Source organism: Polaromonas sp. P1_G4 (assembly GCF_056405475.1).
The window spans coordinates 1-620 of the sequence record NZ_JBFUCA010001033.1; the positions used below are offsets into that span (position 1 = coordinate 1).

At 49.9% G+C, this 620-nt stretch carries 1 protein-coding gene; it reads left to right on the plus strand.

From position 1 onward, the window contains the following. Positions 1 to 50 precede the first annotated feature (50 nt). A partial coding sequence (locus AC1D1X_RS25205) for a hypothetical protein (RefSeq protein ID WP_477699622.1) occupies positions 51 to 620 on the plus strand: 570 nt, incomplete at its 3' end.

Here is a 620-nt window from a genome sequence, read left to right on the forward strand (position 1 = left end):
CAATCAGTGTCCTTTTACCTCCGTTCCTTATCTTCCTCAACTGGAAGAAGATGTGGATCGTTTTCACCACCGACAAGAAGAAGGCATTCATAAACTCCGGGGTATTCCTTCTTTTCCTCGCGGGCGGTTGGTTGATCGCGTTCTTCTACCAAGAGTTGAAGCACATCAACGAGAACATCGGCTGGACAATTCTCATTACCACCATTGTTTTTTGTGTTGCAGTGCTTTCGTTTCGCACAGCGAGTGATAAAAAACCTTGGCGCGAAATTTGGTTTGGCCCACCGGAACTCGACATACCTTGGCAAGTTCTGCAGCGAGAGCGCGAGGCCGCCGACGAGATAGAAAACGCTGAATGGAAAAAACTTGAGYCGACTTGGGACGAATTAAGTGATGAACAGAAAGAAGTACATCAAGCGGGGAAGTATGCGCGGCGGGTAGCACTTGATGAGAGGTTGTTGGCTTTGGAAGCAAAGCTGGATGAAGAGTACCGAATCCGTGGCAAGCAAGAAGCCCAACTCTCCGTGGCAAAAGTGTTGGTGTGGGCGTTGGTGTTTTCGGCGTTCGGGCTTATCGGTATCGCCTGGGATTACGGCACTGCATACGCGATGCAACTCCCATTC